This window comes from Pseudomonas sp. lyk4-R2A-10, from assembly GCF_030209075.1.
Taxonomy (GTDB): domain Bacteria; phylum Pseudomonadota; class Gammaproteobacteria; order Pseudomonadales; family Pseudomonadaceae; genus Aquipseudomonas; species Aquipseudomonas glycinae.
Genome location: NZ_JARVSR010000010.1, coordinates 458,219 through 478,733, shown reverse-complemented (window position 1 = coordinate 478,733; position 20,515 = coordinate 458,219). Strand labels below are relative to the sequence as shown.

The 20,515-nt window shown below is 59.3% G+C and carries 14 protein-coding genes; 6 read left to right on the top strand and 8 right to left on the bottom strand.

The window, feature by feature from the left end:
• Nucleotides 1-14 precede the first annotated feature (14 nt).
• The gene (locus QRN46_RS15650) at nucleotides 15-3,206 is read left to right on the top strand and encodes an efflux RND transporter permease subunit (RefSeq protein ID WP_201818385.1); all 3,192 of its coding nucleotides are present in this window, start codon (nucleotides 15-17) and stop codon (nucleotides 3,204-3,206) included.
• The gene (locus QRN46_RS15645; RefSeq protein ID WP_011334070.1) at nucleotides 3,203-4,624 is read left to right on the top strand and encodes an efflux transporter outer membrane subunit; all 1,422 of its coding nucleotides are present in this window, start codon (nucleotides 3,203-3,205) and stop codon (nucleotides 4,622-4,624) included. The genes QRN46_RS15650 and QRN46_RS15645 overlap by 4 nt, the downstream gene beginning before the upstream one ends.
• Before the next feature lie 58 nt (nucleotides 4,625-4,682).
• On the opposite strand, the gene QRN46_RS15640 is transcribed toward QRN46_RS15645, so the two are convergent.
• From QRN46_RS15640 to QRN46_RS15630, 3 genes are read right to left on the bottom strand one after another with little or no spacing between them, the layout of a single operon-like run.
• Nucleotides 4,683-5,663, bottom strand: coding sequence for an HlyD family secretion protein (locus tag QRN46_RS15640; protein WP_011334069.1), 981 nt, complete (start codon nucleotides 5,661-5,663; stop codon nucleotides 4,683-4,685).
• 4 nt (nucleotides 5,664-5,667) lie between these two features.
• On the bottom strand, nucleotides 5,668-5,868 hold the full coding sequence (locus QRN46_RS15635; RefSeq protein WP_041475267.1) for a DUF1656 domain-containing protein: 201 nt from the start codon (nucleotides 5,866-5,868) through the stop codon (nucleotides 5,668-5,670).
• Nucleotides 5,858-7,993, bottom strand: coding sequence for an FUSC family protein (locus tag QRN46_RS15630; protein ID WP_011334068.1), 2,136 nt, complete (start codon nucleotides 7,991-7,993; stop codon nucleotides 5,858-5,860). The genes QRN46_RS15635 and QRN46_RS15630 overlap by 11 nt, the downstream gene beginning before the upstream one ends.
• Before the next feature lie 192 nt (nucleotides 7,994-8,185).
• Here QRN46_RS15630 and QRN46_RS15625 point away from each other — a divergent pair, with 192 nt between their 5' ends.
• From QRN46_RS15625 to QRN46_RS15610, 4 genes are all read left to right on the top strand, one after another.
• The gene (locus QRN46_RS15625; protein ID WP_011334067.1) at nucleotides 8,186-9,241 is read left to right on the top strand and encodes a tetratricopeptide repeat protein; all 1,056 of its coding nucleotides are present in this window, start codon (nucleotides 8,186-8,188) and stop codon (nucleotides 9,239-9,241) included.
• Nucleotides 9,242-9,369: 128 nt separating this feature from the next.
• Nucleotides 9,370-10,872, top strand: a complete 1,503-nt coding sequence (locus QRN46_RS15620) for an ATPase domain-containing protein (protein ID WP_041475266.1) — start codon at nucleotides 9,370-9,372, stop codon at nucleotides 10,870-10,872.
• Nucleotides 10,869-12,539, top strand: a complete 1,671-nt coding sequence (locus QRN46_RS15615; protein WP_011334065.1) for an ATP-binding protein — start codon at nucleotides 10,869-10,871, stop codon at nucleotides 12,537-12,539. The genes QRN46_RS15620 and QRN46_RS15615 overlap by 4 nt, the downstream gene beginning before the upstream one ends.
• A gap of 213 nt (nucleotides 12,540-12,752) precedes the next feature.
• Nucleotides 12,753-13,703 (top strand): hypothetical protein, encoded by a 951-nt coding sequence (locus QRN46_RS15610; protein WP_011334064.1) that lies wholly within the window; start codon nucleotides 12,753-12,755, stop codon nucleotides 13,701-13,703.
• A gap of 10 nt (nucleotides 13,704-13,713) precedes the next feature.
• Here QRN46_RS15610 and QRN46_RS15605 read toward each other — a convergent pair whose 3' ends face one another.
• From QRN46_RS15605 to QRN46_RS15585, 5 genes are read right to left on the bottom strand one after another with little or no spacing between them, the layout of a single operon-like run.
• Nucleotides 13,714-14,091 carry a response regulator gene (locus QRN46_RS15605; protein WP_007954537.1) on the bottom strand — a complete coding sequence of 126 codons (378 nt, stop codon included), beginning with the start codon at nucleotides 14,089-14,091 and terminating at the stop codon, nucleotides 13,714-13,716.
• 44 nt (nucleotides 14,092-14,135) lie between these two features.
• The gene (locus tag QRN46_RS15600) at nucleotides 14,136-15,350 is read right to left on the bottom strand and encodes a hybrid sensor histidine kinase/response regulator (RefSeq protein WP_011334063.1); all 1,215 of its coding nucleotides are present in this window, start codon (nucleotides 15,348-15,350) and stop codon (nucleotides 14,136-14,138) included.
• Entirely contained in the window at nucleotides 15,344-15,937 is a 594-nt protein-coding gene (locus QRN46_RS15595; protein WP_011334062.1) for a chemotaxis protein CheB, read from the bottom strand. Before QRN46_RS15595 ends, QRN46_RS15600 begins: the two co-directional genes overlap by 7 nt.
• On the bottom strand, nucleotides 15,934-16,767 hold the full coding sequence (locus QRN46_RS15590; RefSeq protein ID WP_221614683.1) for a CheR family methyltransferase: 834 nt from the start codon (nucleotides 16,765-16,767) through the stop codon (nucleotides 15,934-15,936). The genes QRN46_RS15595 and QRN46_RS15590 overlap by 4 nt, the downstream gene beginning before the upstream one ends.
• Entirely contained in the window at nucleotides 16,767-20,258 is a 3,492-nt protein-coding gene (locus tag QRN46_RS15585; protein WP_221614684.1) for a response regulator, read from the bottom strand. Before QRN46_RS15585 ends, QRN46_RS15590 begins: the two co-directional genes overlap by 1 nt.
• Nucleotides 20,259-20,515 lie beyond the last annotated feature (257 nt).

Here is a 20,515-nt window from a genome sequence, read left to right as displayed (position 1 = left end):
GGACGACAACTCCGATGAATTTTTCCCAATTCTTCATTTCACGGCCGATCTTCGCAGCGGTGCTTTCGCTGTTGATCCTGATCGCCGGTGCGATTTCGCTGTTCCAGTTGCCGATCAGCGAATACCCGGAAGTCGTGCCACCGACCGTGGTGGTGCGTGCCAACTTCCCGGGCGCCAACCCAAAAGTCATCGGTGAAACCGTGGCCGCTCCATTGGAGCAGGCCATCACCGGCGTCGAGAACATGCTGTACATGTCCTCGCAATCCACCGCTGACGGCAAGATCACCCTGACCATCACCTTCGCCCTGGGCACTGACCTGGACAACGCGCAGGTGCAGGTACAGAACCGCGTGACCCGGACCGAGCCGAAACTTCCCGAGGAAGTGACGCGCATCGGTATCACCGTCGACAAGGCGTCGCCCGACCTGACCATGGTTGTGCACTTGACCTCGCCGGACAAACGCTACGACATGCTGTACCTGTCCAACTACGCGATCCTCAACATCAAGGATGAGCTTGCTCGCCTCGGTGGTGTGGGTGACGTGCAGCTGTTCGGTATGGGCGACTACTCGCTGCGTGTATGGCTCGATCCGAACAAGACCGCTTCGCGTAATCTGACCGCGACCGATGTGGTGACCGCGATTCGCGAACAGAACCGTCAGGTTGCCGCCGGTCAACTGGGTGCTCCTCCTGCCCCGACTGCGCAAAGCTTCCAGCTGTCGATCAACACTCAAGGCCGCCTGGTCACCGAGGAAGAGTTCGAGAACATCGTCATTCGTGCAGGCGAGGATGGTGAAATCACTCGCCTGAAGGACATCGCTCGCGTTGAACTCGGTTCCAGCCAGTACGCCCTGCGTTCGTTGCTGAACAACCAGCCGGCCGTAGCGATCCCGATCTTCCAGCGCCCAGGCTCCAACGCCATCGATATTTCGAACGACGTTCGGGCGAAGATGGAAGAGTTGAAGAAAGGCTTCCCGCAAGGCATGGACTACAGCATCGTCTATGACCCGACAATCTTCGTACGCGGCTCTATCGAGGCGGTGGTTCACACTCTCTTCGAAGCACTGATTCTCGTGGTTCTGGTGGTAATCCTGTTTCTGCAGACCTGGCGCGCCTCGATCATTCCGTTGGTGGCGGTGCCGGTATCGTTGATCGGTACGTTTGCAGTGATGCACCTGTTCGGCTTCTCGCTCAACGCCCTGTCGCTGTTCGGTCTGGTACTGGCGATCGGTATCGTGGTGGACGACGCCATCGTGGTGGTGGAGAACGTCGAGCGGAACATTGAACTGGGGCTCAACCCCTTCGATGCGACTAAAAAGGCCATGGGTGAAGTAACCGGCCCGATCATTGCCACGGCGCTGGTGCTGTGTGCGGTGTTCGTACCGGCGGCATTCATCTCGGGCCTGACCGGTCAGTTCTACAAGCAGTTCGCACTGACCATCGCGATCTCGACCGTGATCTCGGCGTTCAACTCGCTGACCCTGTCGCCAGCACTGGCCGCTGTGTTGCTCAAAGGTCATGACGCCCCGAAAGACCGCTTCTCGCGAGTGCTGGACAAGATCTTCGGTGGCTGGCTGTTCCGTCCGTTCAACCGTTTCTTCGACCGTGCCAGTCATGGCTACGTCGGCACCGTACGCCGGGTCATCCGTGGCAGCGGCATCGCCCTCTTCCTGTACGCAGGCCTGATGGTGCTGACCTTCTTCGGTTTCTCCAGCACACCGACCGGTTTCGTACCCGGCCAGGACAAGCAATACCTGGTGGCCTTCGCGCAACTGCCGGACGCCGCGAGCCTGGACCGCACTGAAGACGTGATCAAGCGCATGTCCGACCTGGCACTGAAGCAGCCAGGCGTGGAAAGTGCCGTAGCGTTCCCGGGCCTGTCGATCAACGGTTTCACCAACAGCCCGAACGCCGGCATCGTGTTCGTGACCCTGAAACCGTTCGACGAGCGTAAAGACCCGAGCATGTCCGCCGGTGCGATTGCCGGTGCCTTGAACGGCCAGTACGCCGGGATTCAGGAAGCCTACATGGCGATCTTCCCGCCGCCGCCGGTACAGGGTCTGGGCACCATCGGTGGTTTCCGCCTGCAAATCGAAGACCGGGGTAACCTGGGCTACGAAGAGCTGTACAAGGAAACCATGAACATTATTGCCAAGAGCCATAACGTTCCGGAACTGGCCAACCTGTTCACCAGCTACACCGTGAACGTGCCGCAGGTCGATGCCGCCATCGACCGCGAAAAAGCCAAGACCCACGGCGTGGCCGTCAGCGACATCTTCGACACCCTGCAGATCTACCTGGGTTCGCTGTATGCCAACGACTTCAACCGCTTCGGTCGTACCTATCAGGTCAACGTTCAGGCAGAGCAGCAGTTCCGTCTTGAATCCGACCAGATCGGCCAGCTGAAAGTACGCAACAACAAGGGCGAAATGATCCCGCTGGCGACCTTCATCAAGGTCAGCGACACCTCGGGCCCGGATCGCGTGATGCACTACAACGGCTTCATCACCGCTGAAATCAACGGTGCGGCAGCCCCGGGCTACAGCTCCGGCCAGGCCGAAAAAGCCATCGAGAAACTGCTCAAGGATGAACTTCCGAACGGCATGACCTACGAGTGGACCGACCTGACCTACCAGCAGATTCTGTCCGGCAACACTGCGCTGTTCGTATTCCCGCTCTGCGTATTGCTGGCGTTCCTGGTACTCGCGGCGCAATACGAAAGCTGGAGCCTGCCACTGGCAGTGATCCTGATCGTACCGATGACCCTGCTGTCGGCCATCACCGGTGTGATCATCTCTGGCGGCGACAACAACATCTTCACCCAGATCGGTCTGATCGTACTGGTGGGCCTGGCGTGTAAGAACGCGATTCTGATCGTCGAGTTTGCCAAGGACAAACAGCAGGAAGGCCTGGATCCGCTGGCTGCTGTACTGGAAGCCTGCCGTCTGCGTCTGCGGCCGATCCTGATGACCTCGTTCGCGTTCATCATGGGTGTTGTGCCACTGGTGTTCTCCAGCGGTGCCGGTGCCGAGATGCGTCATGCCATGGGTGTGGCGGTGTTCTCCGGGATGCTCGGTGTGACCTTCTTCGGTCTGCTGCTGACCCCTGTCTTCTATGTGCTGATCCGCAACTTCGTGGAGCGCAGTGAAGCGCGCAAAGCGGCCAAGGCGCAAAATCTTCAAAAGCCACTGGAGGCGCACCCATGAGTCTGAAAGTCTTTCTGCCGAGCCTGCTGGTGCTGGCCCTGAGTGCCTGCGCCGTCGGCCCTGACTACAAGACCCCGACAACGGAGGCGGCGAACATAACGTCCGCCACCGACGGCGCCGCCGGCCAGAAGAACTTCGACCGTTCGAAATTCGAAGGCATCTGGTGGCAGCAGTTCGACGATCCGACTCTCAACCAGTTGGTGACCCAATCGCTGCAAGGCAACCGTGAACTGCGCGTGGCGTTCGCCCGCTGGAAAGCCGCCCGGGCGATCCGCGACGACGTCAGCAACGATGCGATGCCGACCATCACCAGCCGCGCCAGCAGCGATCTGGCCAAAGGTCAGATTCCGGGCCAGACCACCAAACGGGTCAACAGTGAACGCTATGACCTGGGCCTGGACATGGCGTGGGAGCTGGACCTGTTCGGACGCATCCAGCGCAATCTGGAAGCCAGCGACGCCGACCAGCAAGCGGCTGAAGCCGATCTGTACCAACTGCAAGTCACCATGATTGCCGAACTGGTAGACGCTTACGGTCAACTGCGCGGCGCTCAATTGCGGGAAAAGATCGCCCTGGCCAACCTGAACAACCAGCAGGAGTCGCGCAAGATCACCATCAGCCTGCGTGACGCCGGCGTTGGCGATCAGCTCGATGTCGAACGTGCCGATGCTCGTCTGGCGTCGGTCGAAGCCAGCGTGCCGCAATTGCAGGCGGAACAGGCCCGGCAGAAAAACCGCATCGCCACCCTGCTGGGTGAACGTCCGGACAAACTGACCGTCGACTTGAGCCCGAAAGACCTGCCGGCGATTGCCAAGGCCTTGCCGATCGGTGATCCGGGCGAACTGCTGCAACGTCGTCCGGACATCCTCAGCGCCGAACGCAAACTGGCTTCGGCCACGGCGCGTATCGGTGTGGCCAAGGCCGACCTGTTTCCTCGGGTCAGCCTCAGCGGTTTCCTCGGCTGGACGGCCGGACGTGGCTCGCAGATCGGTTCTTCGGCGGCCAACGCCTGGGCGCTGGGCCCGAGCATTACCTGGGCAGCGTTCGACCTCGGTAGCGTGCGGGCCCGTCTGCGCGGCGCCGATGCCGATGCCGAAGGCGCACTGGCGACCTACGAGCAGCAAGTGTTGCTGGCACTGGAAGAGTCGGAAAACGCCTTCAGTGATTACGGCAAACGTCAGCAACGTCTGATTTCGCTGATCCGTCAAAGCGAATCGAGCCGCAAGGCTGCCGACCTCGCCGAGATTCGCTACCGCGAAGGCACCACCGATTTCCTGGTGCTGCTCGACGCCCAGCGTGAACGCCTGAACGCCGAAGACAGCCAGGCCCAGGCCGAAGTGGATCTGTACCGCGGCATCGTCGCGATCTACAAGGCTCTTGGTGGTGGCTGGCAGCCAGAGACGGTCGCCAGCAAGTAACAGTTTTTAAAGAGCTCCTTTGGTTGGCCGCAACCAACCAAATTTTTTGCCCCGCGTATCATTCGGTCGCGGGGCTTTTTTGCGCCTGTCTTTCAGGGTTTTCCAGCACCGTAACTGTCGCTGTGGTGCCGGCTCTCAGTCGGTCCTTGCCTGAATAATCGGGATCGATACCGATCCGCACCGGTACTCGTTGCGCCAGTTTTACCCAGGTGTAGCTGGGGTTGATGTTGGCCAGCAATCGACTGCCCGGCGCGTTTTCCCGGTCAGCAATGGCGAAGGCGATGCTCTGCACGGTGCCGCCGAATTTTTCCCCGCTCATCAATTCGATCCGCACCCGGTCACCCTCCTCGATTCTTGGCAACTTGGTTTCTTCGAAATAGCCGCTGACATAAAAGGAGCTGCTGTCCACCAGCGCCAGCAAGGCACTGCCGGCCACCGCGTAATCCCCCTGACGGGTCAACAAATTGGTGACATATCCGCTGACCGGCGCTTCGACTCGGGTACGTTGCAGATCCAGTTCAGCCTGGGTCAATGCAGCAATCGCCAGTTGCACGTTGGCTTCGGCCAGACCGAGATTCGCCTGATTGCGCAACAGATCCGCCTGGGCCACGGCCACGTCGGTACTGGACTTCTCCCATTCCTCCCCGGAAATCGCGAACCCTTGCTTGAGCGTTCGTCGCCGACGTTCTTCGCTCTGGCGTTGTTTGAGCAATGCCTCGCTGGCGACAATGGCTGCTTGTGACTGCCCAAGCGTGGCCTTCGAGACCTCCACCGAGCGTTTCGCATGCTCGACGGCCAGGCTGTAGCGAGCCGGGTCGATCTCCAGCAGCAACTGCCCCTTGTCGACATGCTGGTTGTCCTGCACGGCGAGCGTGACGATGCGACCCGAAACATCCGCCGACAGCGTCACCACATCCGCCCTCACCCGCGCATCCCGCGTCCACGGGGCCCGGGTGTAATGTTCCCAGGCGAACCAGCCAAGCACGATTGCCAGCAGCACCACCGCCAATGTCGTCAATCGAGTGAGCAACGTCTTCAAGATTTCAGGCTCCCATCAGCAAAATCAGTGCGGCGCATACACAGGCGTACAAGGCGCCTTCGAACAGCGCCTCGTGCCAGACAAAACGCAGGACGCCAAGCCGGCGCAAACCCCAGTCGAGCACCAGAAAAACCGGTATGGCCATTAACAGGGCCTGGGCAATGGGAGGCAGGTAGACGCCGCCAATCTCGAAATCAATGGGCAAGGACGGGCTCTCCTTCAGAATTGTCGGGCTGCAAATGCTCGCCATGTCGTTCCAGAAACGACACCACGATCAACAGGGCCACACGCATGCGAAAGACCGACCACAAGTGCTCATGGGTGGCGACATGCAAGGCATCCAGATCATCGCCGAGCGCTTGCAGCGTAGTCAGTAACGGTGTCAGGCGCACATCTGGTCGGCCGGCGACAAAACGACCGGTCTGACGCAATGCCGTCGACAGCTGCCGAACGAATGCGTCAGTGAGCAGAGTATTGTTCTGTGCCTGTTGCCTGAGCTGGTGCATGGCCACGCCCAGCGCTACACAGGCGAGACTGATTTCATACAAACGCTGCATGTCCCGATCATTGGCGGCTGGCAACACCCCCAGCATCGAGGTCAGGCGATCGACCATGCGACTTTCGAAGGCGAATTGCTGTTCGTCGGTAGCCGGGCTTTTTGTCAGTTGATAGACCTGCTCCCGCGCCTCGTTATAAAAGCGCCTGATTCGAAAGGCCGGGCGGAACGGGAAGATCCAGGCGTAGACGATCAGAGCCAGTATCGCCGCACTGACGTAGGCGCCGGCAAATTCGAACCATTGAATGGCGGTGTTCTGTCCGGTGCCGACGTTCTGCGGTCCCAGCATCAGGAAACTCGACAGCCCCAGTCCCATGCCGATACCGGCGGTGGCCGGGCTGGACAGTCCGACTGCGATCACATACAGCAAAGGCGCAAGCAGCAAGGCCAGCATCTCGAAATCACTGATCGCCGGAACCAGCATGAACTGATAGAAGGCCGACACCACCAAGGCCAGTCCCAGCCCTCGGGCGTAACTTTGCGCGGCGATCAATGGGCGCGGAAACGTCGCCATCAACGAACACAGGATCCCCACCAGAATCATCCCGCCCCGCGCGCCGTCCCACGCGGTTTCGATCCAGATCAGCCCGGCTACCAGCAACGCGCTGAAGGCGCGAATGGCGTTCATCGTTGCGAGGGTGAAATCCAGGTGCAAGGGGCTGGACTGGCCACGGAACATGCAGCTGGCCTCCCGCCCTTCCTGTATCGCGTCGCTCAGTTCGAGAATCTGCTCCAGCTGCTGCAACAGCCGCGCCTGTTCCCAGCGCAGCGCCCAGGCCAGCGAGCGCAGGGTTGCGCTCATGTCTTCCGTCAGTTGTTCGGCCTTGTAGGCCAGCGCTTCGAATTGCTGTTGCAGCGCGACGAACTGGTGCCGCACCTCGGCCGGCAATGATCGCCCTTGCTGTGCGAGCTGATCAAGAAGTGCCAGCTCCTCGGCGCGCAATTGCTGGATGTCCAGCGGCAGATCGCCCTCCCAGCGCTCGGTAAGCAATTCCCGCTGGTGACGCAACGCGGTGAGGCGCGAAGTCAGCAGCATCAGTTGATTGCCGAGTAACAAAACCAGATTGTTGGCGCTGCGCAGACGCGGAGCATCGAAATACAAGTGCCGGCGCAGCCCTTCAAGAGCGCTGATTTCCCCCAGCAGCTGCATTTGCCGGCGCTGAAAGTCCGCTTCGCTTTCTTCGGTTCGAAGCACCGCGGCTGAATGGCTGGCGACCAGTCTGATCACCTGATCGACCTTCGCGAAATAGTTGCGCGATACCGCCTCCGGCCGAGCCGTCAGCAGGCTGACCACGCAAACGCATGCCACCGCCAGCAAGGTTTCGGTGACCCGGGTCACCGCCAGCAAAAAGGTGCCGTCCTGATCCGGAATCGCCAGCAGCGCCACCACTACGGCGGTGTACCCGCTGAGCACGAACGCCTGGGAACTGGTGTAGCGCAATAACGTGCCGCCGGCCGTGCACAGGGCCAGCCACAGCGCCAGGGTCGTGATGAATGGCAACGGTGCCTGGGGAAAGATCGCCATCAGCAGCACCGCCACCATCGCGCCGAGGGTCGTTCCGATGATTTGTCCGAAGCTGCGAGCCAGCGCCATCCCGGCCAAGGGCTGGCTGATGATCACCACGGCCATGATCGACCACTTCGGCTGGTCCAGATCGAACAGGAACGCCAGGTACAACGTCAGCAATCCGGCGGCAATCGTGCGCAAACCAAACAGCAGCACTGCCTGGCTGGGGTGGATCACCGCCTTGAAATAAATAAGCAGGGATTGCATGGGTAGCCTCTTCGAAACAACTTCTGCAAGCGTAGACACTGCATGGAGGGCATGACGGCAAACAGGGTCGACACAAGCTGTAGGTCGATTCAACGCCTGTAGTAGGTCATATCGGGGAGAGGGTTTGACTCACGGCGCGAGCTGACAGAAGCTTGCGACCTCCGCTACAAAACGAAAGTTTCGGAAATTCGCATGCCTCAGTCTCGCCGCTATTTGCTCATCAGCCTCGGCCTTGTGCTGGCCCTCTTTGTGGCCTGGCTGTCATTGCGCAGTACCGCGCCCGTGGTGCCGGAAGCGATCAAGCATGGTTACAGTGAAGCGCTGGCCGCTGCTCGCGCCGGCCAGCCGGGTGCCGCGCGGGTTTTGTACCAGCAACTGGGACGTCCGGACCTGTCGGTCAAACGTCGCGTCTGGCTGCATGCGGAGTTACCCAATTACCCGAGCCCCCAGGCCCTGAAACTGGCGGATGCCGATCTGCAAAACCAATCGCCGGAGGTCCGGCTGGCGGCAATAAAAAGCGTGACCGGCCTGGTGCCGGGCGGCCAGCGCAGTCTGCTGCTGGGCCCGTTGCTCGACGATGAGGATCAAACCGTACGCTTTGCTGCGATCAACGCCCTGCTCGGCTTGTCGCCGGATCAGCTGGGCCTGTATTTCGCCCCGCTCCAGCAAGGCATCGACGTGTGGGAGCAAGCGCTCAAGAGCCAGCCGGAAAGCGCCGCCAACTATGCGCAGCTGGCGCGCCTGTATCTGCACAACGCCGAACTGAAACAGGCACAGCAAGCGCTGGAGCAAACCCTGCGTCTCGATCCCGGCAACCTGCCGGCGCTGGTAATGCAGATCGAAGTGCTCGACCGTCAGGGACAGAGCGATGCCGCCCGGCAACTGCTGGCCCGACAGCTGAAGGCCCAGCCCGATTCGGCCTATCTGCAGCATGCCCTGGGCCTCTGGCTGCTGCACCATGATCAACGCGAATATGCCCTGCTCGGCTTGTCCAAAGCCGTGGAACTGGAGCCCGACAACAAAGACTATCGCTACGACCTCGCCACCACCCTGCACAGCGCCGAAGAACTGGAAGCGGCGCAAAAGCAGTTGCAGGAAATCGTCCAGCGCCACCCTGCCGACCGCAAGGCGCGGGTGCTGCTGATCAATTACTGGAAAGAAAGCGGCCAGTTGCAGAACGTACAGATTCTGCTGGCCCAGCTCGAACAGATGAACCCTGACGATCCCTCGTTGCAGCAAGGTCTCTAGCGACCTTCTCGACGCAACCTGCAAGAAACTCGGAACCGCCGTCTCGGCAAAAGGTCAAGTAATCAGGCAGTGCAAAACGGCGTCCGGCGCCCGCTGCCTCGTTTCCCCTAGTCATGAGAGGGCATTTTTTGTCTACATCGAACGCGTTGATCAGTGCAAAAGCCGCCACCGGCATCGAAGGGTTGGACGATATCCTCGCCGGTGGTCTGTCCCGCAGTCACGTTTTCTTGCTGGAGGGCGAGCCTGGAACCGGTAAAACCACAGTCGCGTTGCATTTTCTGCTGGCCGGCGCCCGTGCCGGCGAACGTTCGTTGTACATCACGTTGTCCGAAACCGAGCGCGAATTGCGCCAGGGCGCGGCTTCCCACGGTTGGGAACTGAACGAAAACATCGAAATTTTCGAGCTGACGCCCCCGGAAAGTCTGTTGAACGCCGAGCATCATCAGAGCCTGCTGTACTCCTCGGATCTTGAGCTGGGCGAGGCAACCAAGCAGATTTTCGAAGTGGTCGAGCGCTTCAAGCCCACCCGGGTTGTGCTCGACAGCCTCTCGGAAATCCGCCTGCTGGCGCAAAGCTCCCTGCGCTATCGTCGACAGATTCTGGCGATCAAGCATTACTTCGTGCGCTACGACGCCACGGTATTGTTGCTGGACGACCTGACCACCGAATCCCTCGACAAAACCGTTCACAGTGTCGCTCACGGCGTGATCCGCCTCGAAGAACTGACCCCCAACTACGGCGCCGAACGCCGTCGCGTGCGGGTGATCAAGTACCGTGGCCAGAAATACCGTGGCGGCTTTCATGACTTCACCATCATGGGCGATGGCGTGCACGTCTTCCCGCGTCTGGTGGCGGCGGAACATCGGGGTGATTACCCACGGCTGCAACTGTCCAGCGGAATCAAGGAAATGGACGCCTTGCTCGGTGGCGGTATCGAAACCGGCTCCAGCACGCTGATTCTCGGACCGGCGGGCACGGGCAAATCCTTGATCACGATGATTTTCGCGGCGGCGGCCGTGGCCCGTGGAGAAAAGGCCGCCCTGTTCATTTTCGACGAAGAGCTGGGCTTGCTGTTTGAGCGCATGAACAACATCGGCATTGACCTCAAGGCGTTGCAGGCCACCGGCAATCTGCTGATCGAACAGGTGGACGCCGCCGAATTGTCCCCCGGCGAGTTCTCTCACCGGGTTCGACGCTGCGTCGATGAAGGTGACATCAAGACCGTGGTGATCGACAGCATCAACGGCTATCAGGCCGCGATGCCGGAAGAGAACGCCCTGGTGCTGCACATGCATGAACTGTTGCTGTACCTGAACCGCAAGGGCGCCGCGACGTTCATGACCGTCGCCCAGCATGGACTGGTGGGCGACATGCAGGCCCCGGTCGACATCACTTACCTCGCCGACACTGTGATTCTGCTGCGTTATTTCGAAGCCCTCGGCAAGGTTCGCAGGGCAATTTCGATTATCAAGAAACGCACCGGCAGCCACGAATCAACCATTCGCGAGTACCGTATTTCCAAGCGTGGCATGACCATCGGTGAACCGCTGGACGCCTTCCAGGGCGTACTGCGCGGCGTGCCTACTTACCTCGGCGCGAGTAATCCGCTGCTCAAGGATGACAACTTGTGACCGTCACCGTGCCGCTGTCGGAACGAGCACTGATCCTTGCGCCCCTGGGGCGCGACAGCCAGGTTGCGCTGATGATCCTCAACGAGGCCGGCTACGGTGGTCTGATCACGCCCGATCTGGCTACGCTCTGTGCCGAACTTGAACCCGGCGCCGGGTTACTGCTAATCGCCGCCGAGGCCCTGCGTGGCCCGGAGCTGGAATCCCTGCTGTCATATCTCGATCAACAGCCCGCCTGGTCAGACCTGCCGATTGTGCTACTGACACACCATGGCGGCTCAGGACAGGGCCCCTCGTCTCAGCTCAGCAAATTACTGGGCAACGTGACGTTTCTTGAGCGCCCTTTCCATCCGGTGACCTTGGTCAGCCTGATCTCCACGGCCCTGCGAGGGCGACGACGACAATACGAGGCCCGCGATCGCCTGATCGACCTGAGCAATAGCGAGCGGCGCCTGCAATCAACCCTCGAAACCCTCGAGCAACAAGTCGAGGAACGCACGGCGCAACTGCGGCACAACGAAGAAGCTCTTCGTCAGTCACAAAAGATGGAAGCGGTCGGTCAACTCACCGGCGGTATCGCCCACGACTTCAACAACATGCTGACCGGCATCATCGGCAGTCTCGAACTGCTGCGTCGGCGACTGGCTCGTGGCCGGCTTGACGATCTCGACAGCCTGATCGATCTCGGAGTGACTTCGGCCAACCGCGCCGCCGGTCTGACCCATCGTCTGCTGGCGTTTTCCCGTCGCCAATCGCTGGATTCCAAAGCCGTACAGATGAACGATCTGGTGCAATCGATGGGTGAACTCCTGCAGCGCAGCCTCAACGAAAGCGTTCAGCTGGACATGCGCCTGCATAAAGAATTGTGGGTGGCCGAGGCGGATCCGAATCAACTGGAAAGCGCCCTGCTCAACCTGGTGATCAACGCGCGTGACGCGATGCCCGATGGCGGCAACCTGGTGGTCGAGACCGGAAATCAGGTGCTTGAGCGGGATTTCACCGACGCTTACAGCAACCTGGAACCCGGCGATTATGTCGTTTTGAGCGTGACGGACAACGGCTGCGGCATGCCCGAAAGTGTGATCAATCGCGCGTTCGACCCGTTTTTCACCACCAAGCCGATCGGCCAGGGTACCGGCCTGGGCCTGTCGATGATCTACGGTTTCAGCAAGCAATCCGGGGGGCATGTGTCGATCGACAGCAAGATCGATGAGGGCACCACGGTCAAACTCTATCTGCCGCGTTTCCAGGGCGAATCGCTGCCTCACGCACCGACAGACATGGAACAGGCGCCCGACGCCGTGGAAGGCGAAACCGTCTTGATCGTCGAAGACGACCCGGCCGTGCGCGTGCTGGTCAGTGCGGTATTGAGTGAATTGGGTTACGGATTTGTCGAAGCCAGCGATGCCGACGGTGCCGTGCCGATTCTGGATTCGGAGCAGCGCATCGACCTGCTGATCAGCGACGTCGGTCTGCCGGGCATGAATGGTCGGCAACTGGCGGAAATCGGCAGGCAATACCGGCCAGACCTGAAGGTACTGTTCATCACAGGTTATGCCGAACACGCGGCAGTGCGCGGCGGGTTCCTCGACCCGGGCATGCAGATGATCACCAAGCCGTTCACCTTCGACCTGCTGACGGCGAAGGTGAGGGAGATGATTCGCGGGTGACGCTTTGCTCCTTGTCCTCCCTGACAGACGGTAACTTCCCATAAGCGGCCAACTGCGAAGCATAGGCCGCTTTTGCATGCTCGAAACCTGTCAACTCTGACAGCTATTCGACATCTATTCATGATGTTGAAATCCACTTCAAGAAGGTCTCTCGCTGCTTGGCTGGTGAGTTTGGGCATTGGGCCTGAAGACCAACTTGTGAGGTAGGAACACATGGAGCTTAAAAAAGCGCTCGTGCTTTTGATGACGCTATCCATCGCGTCTTGTCAGACCCTGGAACAGACACAAGCCCCACCGCAAACGTCAGTAAATCGAGCGGGTATCAGTCAGACTTCATTGACCGCTTCGCAGAGTGGCGCACAAGTCGCAGCGACTCTAACTGCCAACTATTCGAATGACAGCCCAACCTGCGGAACTCTGGCGGCATTCGACTGTTCTGGCGTAGTTATAAGAGGGACTGTCCCTTCTCCGAATTACTTTTCATGGAATCCCAGTCCCGTTTCACAACGGAATGGAGGGGTATCGGCCTCTTACTTGCGCAAAGATTCAAAATTTTCGAGGCTTGCTTATGGAATGACAAACGGATTTATCGTGGCACCCCTCGCAGAAGCTTTACCCGGCAAAATCCAGTTGAAACCTCTTTGCAGTTTCCCTATCGATGGCTGGACACAGCGTCGACTAACGCCCTGTGGAGCCCACCCAGACCATCCCAATCAAAGCCGAAGCTGCGAGATTATCGGAATCGATACTGCCGAAAAATGGATGGCTCATTGGGCCTCTGCTCCAGGCGGTTATCCGCACACCTATCAATGCGGATTCAATGTAGTTAAAGCCACGCCGGCTGCCGATCGGTTTTACCAGACCATTCGCGCAAGAAACATGCTGGGACCCGAGTGGTTCGGTGAGCAAAATGAACTGGTTTTAGAAACGTGGCCACAAAACATTCCCGATCAATTACCCATTCTGGCGTTTTTCTATACCACGACTGGCTTGGCTGGCGCGCAACACGACCAACGCGATTTTTTCAAAGCAACCAATGGAATGTTTAAGCCAATCATCAAAATCACACTACCAACCTCCGCCTCAGGCAATGCCACTTTTACATTCAACCCGGCAGACCAGGCGGAAGAGGAATGTACGCCTAACCCTGAAAACGCCTGCTAAGAGCTGGATCTCAGGCCAGCAGTTCCTGAATCTTCTCCTGCAACACATCCAGATCGAACGGTTTTTCCAGGATCGGTGCACGACGAGTGATCGGACTGCCGGTCTCACGGATTTCCTGCGGATAGCCGCTGATGAAGATCACCTTCAGATCAGGGCGCAATTTGACGGCAGGTTCGGCGATCTGCACGCCGGAGATCCCGCCAGGCAGGCGGAAATCAGTAATCAACATGTCCAGATGCGGCTTGCTCGCGAGAATCTCGAACGCCTGCTCGCCGTTTTCGGCCTGCAATACGCGATAGCCCTGGCCTGACAAATAATCGGTCAGGACCATCAGGATCACCGGTTCGTCCTCGACGACGAGTACTACATCTTGTGCATCTACGCTCATGGGAAGCCTTTGTTCGGTCAATAGCTGCTGATACGACCGTGTGGTCACTCAGAGGTTGCGTTTGTTTTGCCGTTTTCCTGGAGCGGCAGACAAACGCGAAACAGGGCGCCCTCGTTGATCTTGCTTTCGACGACGATGGAGCCGCCATGGGCGGCGACGATCTGCTCGGAGATGAACAGCCCCAGCCCGAGGCCGGCCACCACCGTTTTGGCGGAAACCCGTTCGAACTGTTGAAAAATGCGTTTCTGGTTCTCCTCGCTGATGCCGATGCCCTGATCCTGAACTTCAACCCGGGCTTCATTGCCTTCGCGATAGACCCGTACCTGGATCGGACTTTTACCGCCATAACGCAAGGCGTTGGTCAGCAGGTTCGACACCACCTGCTCAATGCGGAATTCGTCCCACTGGCCTTCCACCGGTTCGGCGGCAGTGAAACTGACCTCAGTCTCGGCGGCCTCGATCTGTTGGGCGAAATTCTCCAGCAGACTGCCCACCAGCTGCGCGAGGTCGAAGCGACTCGGTCGGATCGACAGCTTGCCGGTGCGGATCCGCGACACGTCGAGCATGTCCTCGATCAAGCGGATCAGGCTTTTGATCTGGCGCTCGTCGCGGTCGACCATGGCGTGCATCTTGTCGAGGGTGAACGCGGCGGCGTTGTCCCGAGCCAGGTGCATCTTGCGCAGTTGGGTTTCGAGGATAAGGCCGTTAAGCGGCGTACGCACTTCGTGGGCGACGATCGACATGAAATCGTCGCGCATGCGTACCGCTTGCTCCAGTTCGCCCTGGGTGCTTTGCAGTTGCAGCAACAGCGCTTCCTGTTCGCGGCGGCTCTGCTCGAGGGCTTCGACCTGTTGCTTCATCGCCTTGCTCTGGCGGTAAAGGTCGACGAAGACATTGACCTTGCTCTTCACCGCGTGGATATCCAGCGGTTTGTGCAGGAAGTCTACCGCGCCGCTTTCATAGCCCTTGAACGCGTAATTGAGTTCACGGCCGGCAGCGCTGACGAAGATGATCGGGATGTTCTTGGTTTTCTCGGTGCCGCGCATCAGCTCGGCCAGTTCGAAGCCGTTCATGCCGGGCATCTGCACGTCGAGAATGGCCATGGCGAATTCGTGTTGCAGCAGCAGCGACAGCGCTTCGTCCGCCGATAACGCTTTATAGACGGTGCGGTCTTCGCGTTTGATCAGCGCTTCGAGGGCCAGCAGGTTCTCGGGCAGATCGTCGACGATCAGCAGTTTTGCCTGGATATTACTCAGCATGCGATTCGTTCCAGCTCGACAAGCAGACGGCCGATGCCGTGTATGGGAAGTATGTAATCCGGTTGATGCGTTTTCAGTGCCGCGCGAGGCATGGTGGCGACCTGCGCCTCGTCGGGGTCCTGCACGATGGTCAGGCCGCCCAGGCGTTTGACTTGCGCCAGGCCCCGCGCGCCATCGTGGTTGGCGCCGGTCAGCAACACGGCGGCCAGCGCCGGCCCGTAGGCATCGGCGGCGGATTCGAACAGGAAGTCGATCGAAGGCCGCGAATGATGCAGGCGGTCTTCAAGGCTCAGCGACAGGCTGAAGTCCTGCTCCACCGACAGGTGATAACCCGGCGTCGCGAAGTACACGGTGCCCGGTGTGATGTCCTGCTTGTCGATGGCTTCTGCCACCGGCAGCGCCACTCGCCGGGCAAACACCTCGGCGAGCTGACTGCGGCGCTCTTCCGGCAGATGCAGCACGATAATGATCGGCAGTCCGAACCCGGCCCTCAAGGAACCGAGCATCGTCAGCAAAGCCTCGACGCCACCGGCGGAAGCTCCGACCACAATCGCCTCGACCCGAGGCAAATCCGCTGCACTGTTCATGATTTGCGGTAGATCCGTTCTTGTTTCACCAGCGGCTCGAACTGGTTGGAGTAGCCGGAAAAATCCAAAGTTTCCTTGCTGCCCAATACCAGGAATCCACGGTGGCACAACGATTCATGGAACAACCCGAACGCTCGATCCTGAAGTTTTTTATTGAAGTAAATCAACACGTTACGACACGAAATTAATTGAGTTTCGGAGAATACACTATCGGTCGCCAGGCTGTGATCGGCGAAGGTCACGTTTTCGCACAGGCTCTTGTCGAAAATCGCGTAGCCATAGGCAGCAGTGTAGTAGTCGGCGAACGAGCGCTGGCCGCCGGCCTGCTGGTAGTTGGCGGTGTAGGCGCGCACGTTTTCCATCGAAAAGATCCCCTGCTTGGCCTTGTCCAGCGAGCGCGGGTTGATGTCGGTGGCGTAGATGATCGTGCGGTCGAGCAGGCCTTCCTCGCGCAGCAGAATCGCCATCGAGTAGACCTCCTCGCCGGTACTGCAACCGGCGATCCAGATCTTGATCGACGGATAGGTCTTGAGCAGGGGCACCACCTCCTGACGGATCGCCAGGAAGTGCGACGGATCGCGGAACATCTCGCTGACCGGAATCGTCAGCAGTTGCAGCAACTGCATGAACGCCGTCGGGTCGTGCAGGACTTTCTCCTGCAAGGCCGAGATGGTCGCGCATTCGAACTGGCTCAATGCGTGCTGCACGCGGCGCTTGATCGACGCGCCGGAGTAATCGCGAAAATCGTAGCTGTACTTGAGATAAATCGCCTCGATCAGCAATCGCAGTTCGATTTCACTGTTCCGTTCAACGGGATGACTACGTTCCACTAAATGCGTTCCATCTTGGGTAACCACACGCGAATCAGCGAGAACAGGCGATCCAGGTCGATGGGCTTGGCCAAATAATCATTGGCGCCCGCCTGCAGGCAGCGCTCCTGATCGTCCTTCATGGCCTTGGCCGTCACCGCGATGATCGGCAGCTTGCGCCAGCGCGGATCCTTGCGGATTTCCATGGTGGCTTCATAACCATCCATTTCCGGCATCATCACGTCCATCAGCACCAGGTCGATGTCCTCGACTTCATTCAGTTTTTCAATCGCTTCACGACCGTTACGGCCGATCACCACGACTGCACCCTTGGTTTCCAGCGCACTGGTCAGGGCGAAGATGTTGCGTACATCGTCGTCCACCAGCAGCACTTTACGGCCTTCGAAGACCTTGTCGCGGCTGCGGGCGGTCTTGAGCATCTTCTGCCGTTCATGGGACAACTGCGATTCGACTTTGTGCAGAAAGAGTGTGACCTCGTCCAGCAGACGTTCTGGCGAGCGGGCGCCCTTGATGATGATCGAACGCGAATACTTGCGCAGTTCGGCCTCTTCGTCGCGGGTCAGGTTACGCCCGGTATAGACGATGACCGGCGGGAACGAGCAGATGTCCTCGGTGGACATACGCTTGAGCAGATCATTGCCGAGCATGTCCGGCAGCTTCAGGTCGATGACCATGCAGTCGAAGATCGTCGTGCGCAGCAGTTCCAGCGCGTCCTGCGCCAGGCCCACGGCAGTGATTTCGATGTCGTCGTCGCCAATCAGGCGGGCGATGCTTTCCCGTTGCAGATCATCGTCCTCAACCAGCAGCACGCGTTTGACCTTCTGGGTCAGCTTCGCTTCAAGACGGGCGAACACGTCCTTGAGCTCTTCGCGGGTGGTCGGTTTCACCGCGTAACCGATGGCACCCATGTGCATCGCCGCTTCGACGCGGTCCTCCACGGAAATCACGTGCACCGGGATATGCCGGGTTTCGGCGTGTTCTTTCAGGCGTTGCAAAACGGTCAGGCCCGAGTGATCCGGCAGGCGCATGTCCAGCAGGATCGCGTCCGGCACGAACTCTTTCGCCAGGTCATAACCTTCATCGGCACCGTGGGCGACCAGGCACTGATAACCCAGTTCATGGGCCAGGTCGTAGAGGATATGGGCGAAATTCGCTTCGTCCTCCACCACCAGAATGCAGCGGCTATTGAACGGCGCTTTATCGCGGTCATCGTTGAAGCGCGGAATCTCGACAGAGGCCAGCGGCGAAACCACTACAGCGGAGGCCATGACCGGAGCTGCTGCTGGCGGGCTGAACGTCAGCGGCGCGACAGGCGCGTCGCCCGGTTCGCGGTAGTGCTGCGGCAGCACCAGGGTGAAGACACTGCCCTGCCCCGGCGTACTGCTGACGCTGATCGAGCCGCCCAACAACGTCGCCAGATCCCGGGAAATCGACAGGCCCAAGCCAGTGCCGCCGTATTTGCGGTTGGTGGTGCCGTCGGCCTGGCGGAAGGCTTCGAAAATGCTTTCCTGCTGGTCTGCCGCGATCCCGATACCCGAATCGCGCACGATAAAGGCGATGCAATCGTCTGGCTGGCCGGCGATGGTCAGGCTGACTGCGCCGTTTTCGGTAAATTTCACCGCGTTGGAAAGCAGGTTCTTGATCACCTGTTCCAGACGCTGGCGGTCGGTGAACAACGTACTCGGCGCATCGGGCTGCAACTGGACACTGAATGCGAGTTGCTTGTCTGCCGCCAGCGGTTCGAACATCCCGCGCAAACCGTCGGCCAGGCGCGCGACACTGGTGTTTTCCGGCATCACTTCGAGCTTGCCGGCTTCCACCTTGGAAATATCGAGAATGTCGTTGATCAGGTTGAGCAGGTCGTTGCCGGCGGAATAGATCGACTCGGCAAACTTGACCTGCTCGGCGCTGAGGTTTTCCTGCGGGTTTTCCGCCAGCAGCTTGGCCAGGATCAGCGAACTGTTCAGCGGCGTGCGCAGTTCGTGGGACATGTTGGCGAGGAATTCGGATTTGTACTTGCTCGAACGCTGCAACTCTTCGGCGCGTTCTTCGAGCTGCACCTGCGCCTGATTGAGCTCGGTGTTCTTCTGATCCATGGCGTCGCGCTGCTCGGCCAGGGTCTGGGCCTGTTCGGCCAATTGTTCGTTGGTCTGCTCCAGCTCGACTTGCTGGGTTTCCAGATGCGCCTGGGATTCCTTGAGAATCCGCGACTGTTCTTCCAGCTCTTCGTTGGCGGTTTTCAGCTCTTCCTGCTGCACCTGCAACTCTTCGTTGAGCTGCTGGGTTTCGGCCAGTACTTCCTGCAAACGTTGGCGATAACGCGCCGCTTCGATGGACGTACCAATGTTGCCGGCGATCAATTCCAGCAGCGCCACATCGCGATCGGTGAGCGGACGCAGGAAACCGAGCTCAATCACGCCGTTGACTCGTTCGTCATCACTGGTAGGCACCACCAGCACACTGTGCGGCAGGCCTTCGCCCAAGCCGGAACTGACCTTGAAGTAGTCGGACGGCACCGAATCGAGACGAATCAACCGCGCCTGCTGAGCGACCTGCCCGACCAGACCTTCTTCGCTGTAGATCGATTGGTTCTGTTGTTCCTGTTCGCGGGAGAAGCCATAAGTCGCAACGCGTTTGAGGCCGCCATGTTCCTCGCGCACATACAACGCGGCCACGGCGCTGCCGAGATACTGGGCGCAGAATTGCAGAATATTGCGCCCCAGCAGATTGACCGTCAGTTGCCCCAGCACTTGCTCGGCGAGCTGGGTCTGGCCGTTGCGCAACCAGGCTTGCTGTTCCAGACGTTTTGCACTGGCCTCTTGCGCCGCCAGGGTCGCGCCATAGCTTTGCGACAGGTTGACCAGATCGCGCCGACCGACATAGGCCAGCAGACCGCTGATACCGGCCACAAACAGCAGATAAAGGCTGATGCTCCAGATCGTGGTGCGGCGCACGTCTTCGTTGCGTGAAGCACGCAGCAACTGTTCGGTTTCAATTACATCTTCGAACTGTTTACGTATTTCGTCGGTCAGGCGCTTGCCCTTCCCCGCTTTGACCGCGGACTTGTAATCACCGCTCGCGCGTTGCAGATCGATCATCGACTGCGCATACGTCGCCCACTCGGTTTGCAGCGCCTGAAGACGACGCAGGCGGTCGGTTTGAGCCGGATTGTCGGCAGTCAGTTCGAGCAAGGTATTCAGAGCCACAGCAATGCGAGGCTTGGCCGTCTCGTACGGATCGAGGAAATGCTCGTCGCCGCTGAGCAGATACCCGCGCATGCCGGTTTCCAGATCCACGGTGAGTTTCACCGCTTCGTTGGCGTTATTGATCACCCGGTCGGTGTGCTCCACCCACTGGATAACCGACAACAAATAGGTGATCAGCGAAACGAAGAACACGGCACTGATGACGCCGACGCCCAACGGCAAACTGACGTTGCGGCTCAGGAGTTTGCGGAACCGTTGCTCATCAACCGAAGACGGAGAGGACATGTGGCAGCCTTGTCGAACTGTTGAAAACCAGGGAGTTTGCCCCAAAACGGCGGTATGGATCCATTTTTCTCACTGCTTTAGTACTGTTTTCCTACATTTGCCTACGCCGAATCGCGGGCCAACAGGTATCCTTGCCCGCCCGTTTGCGCCTATTCTTTTTTGTATCCACTCGGGAACTTGTGGCCATGCGCCACTTACTCATGCAAGAGCCCGGCATTTTTGATCGACCGGCGCCCCACCCCCCATTCTTGAGAGCC

Bases quoted from the DNA above. Each gene is read 5' to 3' on its own strand.
- QRN46_RS15645 (WP_011334070.1), top strand. From the start codon at position 3,203: ATGAGTCTGAAAGTCTTTCTGCCGAGCCTGCTGGTGCTGGCCCTGAGT.
- QRN46_RS15610 (WP_011334064.1), top strand. From the start codon at position 12,753: ATGGAGCTTAAAAAAGCGCTCGTGCTTTTGATGACGCTATCCATCGCG.
- QRN46_RS15650 (WP_201818385.1), top strand. From the start codon at position 15: ATGAATTTTTCCCAATTCTTCATTTCACGGCCGATCTTCGCAGCGGTG.
- QRN46_RS15585 (WP_221614684.1), bottom strand. From the start codon at position 20,258: ATGTCCTCTCCGTCTTCGGTTGATGAGCAACGGTTCCGCAAACTCCTG.
- QRN46_RS15630 (WP_011334068.1), bottom strand. From the start codon at position 7,993: ATGCAATCCCTGCTTATTTATTTCAAGGCGGTGATCCACCCCAGCCAG.
- QRN46_RS15595 (WP_011334062.1), bottom strand. From the start codon at position 15,937: ATGAACAGTGCAGCGGATTTGCCTCGGGTCGAGGCGATTGTGGTCGGA.
- QRN46_RS15600 (WP_011334063.1), bottom strand. From the start codon at position 15,350: ATGCTGAGTAATATCCAGGCAAAACTGCTGATCGTCGACGATCTGCCC.
- QRN46_RS15605 (WP_007954537.1), bottom strand. From the start codon at position 14,091: ATGAGCGTAGATGCACAAGATGTAGTACTCGTCGTCGAGGACGAACCG.
- QRN46_RS15625 (WP_011334067.1), top strand. From the start codon at position 8,186: ATGCCTCAGTCTCGCCGCTATTTGCTCATCAGCCTCGGCCTTGTGCTG.